General features: G+C 67.2%; 8 protein-coding genes and 1 pseudogene. 8 read left to right on the plus strand and 1 reads right to left on the minus strand.

The window, feature by feature from the left end; genetic code table 11:
- The 6 genes from FXN61_RS46795 to FXN61_RS46820 form a co-directional block, all read left to right on the plus strand.
- Positions 1-376, plus strand: a 376-nt coding sequence (locus tag FXN61_RS46795; protein ID WP_167980242.1) for a hypothetical protein, incomplete at its 5' end; no start/stop codon positions are given.
- Positions 377-444: 68 nt separating this feature from the next.
- Positions 445-789 (plus strand): hypothetical protein, encoded by a 345-nt coding sequence (locus FXN61_RS46800; protein ID WP_167980243.1) that lies wholly within the window; start codon positions 445-447, stop codon positions 787-789.
- Entirely contained in the window at positions 786-1,166 is a 381-nt protein-coding gene (locus tag FXN61_RS46805; RefSeq protein ID WP_167980244.1) for a cupin domain-containing protein, read from the plus strand. Before FXN61_RS46800 ends, FXN61_RS46805 begins: the two co-directional genes overlap by 4 nt.
- Positions 1,167-1,241: 75 nt before the next feature.
- Positions 1,242-1,589: a hypothetical protein gene (locus tag FXN61_RS46810; protein ID WP_167980245.1), complete on the plus strand. Its 348-nt coding sequence runs from the start codon at positions 1,242-1,244 to the stop codon at positions 1,587-1,589.
- Positions 1,586-1,924 carry a DUF4383 domain-containing protein gene (locus FXN61_RS46815; RefSeq protein WP_167980246.1) on the plus strand — a complete coding sequence of 113 codons (339 nt, stop codon included), beginning with the start codon at positions 1,586-1,588 and terminating at the stop codon, positions 1,922-1,924. The genes FXN61_RS46810 and FXN61_RS46815 overlap by 4 nt, the downstream gene beginning before the upstream one ends.
- Positions 1,925-2,030: 106 nt before the next feature.
- Complete coding sequence (locus FXN61_RS46820) at positions 2,031-2,585, plus strand: hypothetical protein (protein WP_167980247.1); 555 nt, start codon at positions 2,031-2,033, stop codon at positions 2,583-2,585.
- Here the strand turns inward: FXN61_RS46820 and FXN61_RS53870 are convergent.
- Positions 2,573-3,310: a restriction endonuclease gene (locus tag FXN61_RS53870; protein ID WP_312878538.1), complete on the minus strand. Its 738-nt coding sequence runs from the start codon at positions 3,308-3,310 to the stop codon at positions 2,573-2,575. The two genes, FXN61_RS46820 and FXN61_RS53870, sit on opposite strands and share 13 nt — an antisense overlap.
- On the opposite strand from FXN61_RS53870, the gene FXN61_RS53875 reads away from it, so the two are divergent.
- Together FXN61_RS53875 and FXN61_RS46830 are read left to right on the plus strand one after the other, a co-directional pair.
- Positions 3,269-4,213: a hypothetical protein gene (locus FXN61_RS53875; protein WP_246293159.1), complete on the plus strand. Its 945-nt coding sequence runs from the start codon at positions 3,269-3,271 to the stop codon at positions 4,211-4,213. The two genes, FXN61_RS53870 and FXN61_RS53875, sit on opposite strands and share 42 nt — an antisense overlap.
- A gap of 365 nt (positions 4,214-4,578) precedes the next feature.
- Positions 4,579-5,558, plus strand: a pseudogene (locus FXN61_RS46830) (serine/threonine-protein kinase); the annotation flags it as partial.

Below are 5,558 nucleotides of genomic sequence, written 5' to 3' on the forward strand. Positions count from 1 at the left end.
CCGCGAGTACCGCCGCGTCGGCGAGCGGCTCGCGGCGTCCGCCGAGGCGAGCAGCAAGGTCGCCCAGCTCTCCGCGCAGTCCACGGAGCGCATCGTCAAGCGGGCGCAGGCACGTGAGGCCAACGGCGGCGTGATGTTCGCCGGGGACAAGATCCGGATGATCGTGCCGCCGCCGGGCGCCACAACGGCCAAGAACATCGGCAAGGGCGCAACGGTCGACCAGCTCAAGGCGGCCTACCCGAACCTCGTGCAGAAGGACGACAAGACCTTCGAGGTGCCGGTGCCCGATCAGCAGGGCGTTGTGCTGAGCTTCCTGTTCACCGACGGCAAGCTCGAGTCGTTCGCGTTGTTCAACGCGGAGGCCACGTGCGGCTGATCTGAGCGGGCCGGGCCGTCCATCGTGAGGTGGGCGGCCCCGGTGTTCCCGTGGCTAGCATCGTTGTGGTGGGGGACAAACTCAGAGGCTGGTTCACGCCTGTCCGGATTGCGCTGGCCGGATTCGCCGTCGTCGCGTTGCTGTTGCTGTATCCCGTCTCGTTCCGCGCGCCGGGTGATCACGAGCAGACCAACTGCGGCAACCCGCTCTTCTTCAACCCGCAGAACTACAACCGCTCGTGGGTGGGCGAGCGTGACTACTGGCAGCCGTTCGTCAACGCGTGCACGATCAGGCGCACCACCCGCCTCGCGCAGACGCTCGGTGTGCTGGCCGTGACGGGTCTGCTCGTGACGATCAGCCTGGCGAGTAGCCTTCCCGCGTCCCGCAGGCGAAGTGAGAGGCAGCCCACATGACCGAGTCGTTGCCCGACAGAGTCACCGTCATCACGCCGGAAGCCCTCGCGCAGATGAAGGCGTTCCCGCTGCACGGCGACGAACGGCTGCAGAACAAGCTCCTGTGGAAGTCTCCCAACGGAGACACCATCGTCGGCCTGATCCAGATGGCACCGGGCGCGCGCGATGTCGGCCACAACCACCCGTCGGCGACGCAGCACACGTGGGTCATCGACGGCAAGGTGAGCATCGGTGGTGTTGAGGCCGCGCCGGGTTCGTACGCGTTCGTGCCGCCAGGCGTCGACCACGAGACCGTCGCGGGCGATGAGCCGGTCACGATGTTCTACATCTACCAGCCGTTCGCGCCCGAGCACGACCACGATCACGACGGCCACTGAGTACGTCCAGCTGCGTAGCGCGGGTACCCGTCGCGGCTGACGACCCGCCCGCCTTCGCGGAGCACGCTTCGTCGCATGGACAAGAATGCGGCGAAGGTGACGGCGTCGGCGTTGCTGGTGGCGACCGTCGGCGTGGTGGTGCAGATCGTGGCCGGCGTGGACTTCCCGCCGGTACCGCCTGTTTTCTTCATACAGCTGGTACCGGCGGCGTTCGTCTACTTTGGACGGTGGCGGTGGACGCCGGTGATGGTGATCCTCGCGGGCCTCTTCCTCGTGGCCGGGCTGTTCGCGAGCGGAGACGCCGGACGGCTCACCGACACGGGGCTGCCGGGCGGTGTGGGCGGCTCGATCGGGCTGTGGATTCAGATGGTCGCGGTGGTGGTCGCGACGGCGACGGCGGTCGTCGCGCTGGTGCGGCGATGATCGCGGTCTGGATCTGCCGGGTGCTCGGGGTTCTTTTCACGGCCGCCGGGGTGGTGACGTTCGTCGCGGGGGACAGCGCGGACTTCGCGCACAACACCGTGCATCTCGTGTCGGGGCTCGCGGCGCTCGGCTTCGGGTTCACCGGGTGGGCGCGGGCGTTCGCGGTGGCATTCGGCGGCGCGTACCTGACGCTCGGCGCGGTCGGCCTCGCGCTGGGCGAGCTGCACGCTGGCCCGTTGCACCTCATGACGGGCGACAACGTGTTCCACGTCGGGCTCGGCTCGGTGGTGCTCCTCGGCGGGCTTCTTTCGCGACACCGACAGGTGGCCCGGTGACAACGCGTTTGGTGCGCCAACACCGACGTACGACGTGTTCCGCGCTCACCCATCTGTGGGGTGAAGTTCGGTGAGGAACGCGGCGACCACAAATACTTTTTCTCGCATGAGATCAGTGGTCGCCGCGTTATTACTCGTGGCCGTCACGTCCGGTGGAGCAGCGGCCTCGACCGCAGCCCTCGCCGCGAGGTGCGCGGCCGCCCGTCCTGTCGTCTCCAGCACGGAGACAGCTGTAGAAGCGCGCGTTCTCACCGGCTGCACGGCCGGTGAGCTCGTCGTCTTCCGGGCCGCCTTCGTCGCACGTGCCCACGGCACCTCCTGCACCGCGGTCTCCTCTGAGCTGGAAGCAGACCCCGCCGCCGCGCCGCAGTGGATTCGCGCCCGCCTGGAGCTGGTCTGCGCACCCGGCGAAAAGGGCCTGCTCGGCTCGCAGATCACCGTCGAGATGTACGGCCTCAAGGACGCCCGCGTCGCCACCTACGGCTTCGGTGACTCCTTCACGGATACGAACCCGGCCGCGCGGCACCTCTGGACCGTCGACTTCATCGCGGGTCTCGGCGACCTGCCGGTTGCCGTCGATCCGGCCGTGAAGACGTCCAGCGGGTCGGAGGGAGAGGGCAGCTCGCGGACGCAGTCCGACCATGAGGTCTACGACGGCTGACGCTTGCCCTTCTGCACGCCGATCACCACGTCCAGCCCCAGGTGCTCAGCCAGCAGATGCTTGAGCTCGGGCCCCTCGATCAGTTGGATTCTGCCGTTTCGGGCGACGAAGTCATGCGCCTGCTTGCCGAACCACGACGTCGTGACGAGGATGCCCCGCCCGGCCCGCGTGTCGTCCATGGTGCCGGCCAGAGCGCGCACATCGTTGATGGGAACAGCCTTGCTGTAGCGCTTGGCCTGCACGATGCACAGTCCGCCGATGAGAGGGTCCGGGTTCATGGCGACGGCGTCCACACCGTCATCGCGGGAAGCCTGTGTGACCCATGAGTGCATGCCGGTCGCTTCGAACAACTGGCGCACGAGGTGCTCGAACTCGGTAGGAGTGAGGCTGACCAACACTGGCCGTCCGTCGAGCCCAGCCGCGATGTCGATCTCATCCACGAATCGATACCTGGACAGGTCCGGATCGAAGAACGGGCGCACGGCTTCCATGTCGTGCGGATGCGGTGAGACGAGCGCGTTCAGATGACGCAGGCACTCAGTCGCGTCCAGCTGAGTCAGCACGAGCTGGTCGAACTGCTCGCGTGTAGCGGTCACACTCACCAGGCATGGTCGTTCCGGCTGCCCCGTCGCTTTGTTCCGCGTCGACACATGCCCGTTGACGGCAACTTCGTTCACGAGGTCGTGAGGCTGCACGTCGAACGCGTCACGGATCGTGAGCAGCACCAGCTGTGCCACGAGGTCGGCATATCGCTGCCGGATCTCTTTGACCGGCCGGGGTTTCGCGTCTGTGGCGTCGCGAGTGCGGACGTACTTGTACTCCTGGACTTCGGGCACGATGTCCACGGTCGGAAGCTCGCGGATGACGTACAGCCGGCGAGCTTCGGTCTGGTAGGCCACCTCGACATCGACCGGCACGTCGTCGGGTACGGGCGACGATTCGATGACCAGCTCGAAGTAGTCCTCGATCGCCTCGGGTTGCCGCGCGACGAACGCTTGTTCCAGCCGGTCGACTTCGGCATTGGTCCGCGCGGCGTTCGCCTGGTGTGTTTGCGCGCGATCCTGGTGACGCCGCTGAGCCTCCGCCAGCGCTTGTTGCCTTGCCTGCTCCTTGTGCGCGTGAACCCCGCAGGCGTGCTGGTAGTCGATCTGGCGTTGCTGGACGAGTTGCTGGTGTTGCTTCGAAGCACCGAACATCTTCGCCATCAAGCCAGCTGGTTCGGGCGGGGCGAACTGAGCCCATTGGGGTGGCGGGATCGGGTGTGCGATCTGGCCGGGTTGGAACGCCGGGAACGACGGGTCGACCCTCAGCGCGTCGAAGGAGATCTGAGCATTGCGGAGGACTCCGTTGGCCAGGACGGACTTGAACGCGGCGACTCGGTCCTGCACCGAGGCCGTCAGAGCGGCAGCCTCGTTGGTCTGATCCTCGATGTGCTGCGCTTTGAGCGCCTTCTGGAACTCGGCCTGGGCGCGAGCAGTCTCCTTGTGATGCCGCTCCTGCTCGCGGATCGCCTGATTGACCAGGCGCTCGTGCTCACGCTGGGCACGAGCCTGCTGACGTTGCCGCTCGTTCTGCTGGTGCTGCAGTTCGGCGAAGAAGCCGCGTTTCCGTCTGGCCACGCAACGTGACGATAGTGGAAAAGTCGTTCATGTTCGTATGTTTTCTGGCAACTGCCGACCGCGACGGGTGGTGCGAGTGTCTGGGACCACGAGGTGCCCTCGGTCAGCCGACAAGTCATCCATTCGTGCGGACCACGCCGCCGCCCGTGACACTTTGAGGTCGCGGACCGACATCAACGAATACGGCGGCGGCGTTCAACCAGAACGGGCGCGGAGCCGTTGTAGTGGCCAACGGGGCAGCGATTCTCATGGGCTCACAGCCTGGCAGAGCTGACTGAGACGGAGGTACAACGCAGTGATCAAGGAAAGGGTTGCTGTGGCGTCGACCGCAGACCAATCACGCACCGTAAGCTGTTGATGCGCCTAGGCTGGGGGTGATCGCGGAAGGGGTGGTGTGGGTCGTGGGGCTCGCGGAGTCCTTGCTCACGTGGCTGCACGGCTTCGTGGGCGCCAGCGTCTGCCCCGGTGACTGGGTGTGGACCACCACGGCGCTCGGCGCGGTGCTCGGGTTGTTCCCCACGGTCGGGGCGCTGCTGGCCATCGTGGTGCGCCGGATCGTCGGCAACTCCTACGGCGCGGTGACGGGTGCCATCTTCGCCGTGCTCGGCGTGGCGAGCTGCCTCGTGCTGCCGTGGCTGATCATGCGCGGCACCGTGCAGGGGCTGTCCAGGCGCACCATCGCCGGGTCTGGCTCGCTGGACGAGGCCACCTGCTTCGGGCAGTTCTCGCAGGGCGACTACCTCGTCGACGGCACGCCGTCGATCATCGGTGTGGTCCAGCGGCCTGGCGCGTCCTTCGTCTTCCTGATCGCCGCCTGCATCACCGTCGTGCTGGCGCTGCTGTGCCTGCTGTTCGTGATGCTGCAGGCGGGCTCGGCGTTCCGGCTCGGGCCGAACTGGCCGCGCCGCGTGTTCTGGCCGCCGTTCCTGGTGCTGCTCGCAGCGACGTCGGCACAGCCCGTGACGCTCGTGGGCCATGTGCTCCTGGGCTTTCTGCCGATTGCGGTAATCGGGTCAATCGTCGTGCGGATTTTCGGGTTGACTACCGCCATGCTGAACCGCCCCGGCCGCGACCGGTCTCAGGACCGGAACTCGCAGAACCCGCCGCCACCGCAGCCGGTGGCGCGCACGCCGCAGCCTCAGGTGCCCCAGAAGAAGGCGCCCACCAAGCCGATCACGGCGGCTCAGCAGCAGCAGCCGCCGCCCTATCAGCCGGCGCAGGTGCCGAAGTACCAACCGGCGCCGATGAACCGGCCCATGCGCCCGGTCAACCAGCCTCCGCCGCCCCCGCCGGGCCAGTACCCCGCCGACCCGCGTCGCCGAGGTCCTGCCCCAGCCCGTCCATCCCCAGCCCC

Origin of the sequence: Lentzea indica (genome assembly GCF_012184385.1) — a bacterium.
Classification (GTDB): domain Bacteria; phylum Actinomycetota; class Actinomycetes; order Mycobacteriales; family Pseudonocardiaceae; genus Lentzea; species Lentzea indica.

Bases quoted from the DNA above. Each gene is read 5' to 3' on its own strand.
- FXN61_RS46820 (WP_167980247.1), top strand. From the start codon at position 2,031: ATGAGATCAGTGGTCGCCGCGTTATTACTCGTGGCCGTCACGTCCGGT.
- FXN61_RS46810 (WP_167980245.1), top strand. From the start codon at position 1,242: ATGGACAAGAATGCGGCGAAGGTGACGGCGTCGGCGTTGCTGGTGGCG.
- FXN61_RS46805 (WP_167980244.1), top strand. From the start codon at position 786: ATGACCGAGTCGTTGCCCGACAGAGTCACCGTCATCACGCCGGAAGCC.
- FXN61_RS46815 (WP_167980246.1), top strand. From the start codon at position 1,586: ATGATCGCGGTCTGGATCTGCCGGGTGCTCGGGGTTCTTTTCACGGCC.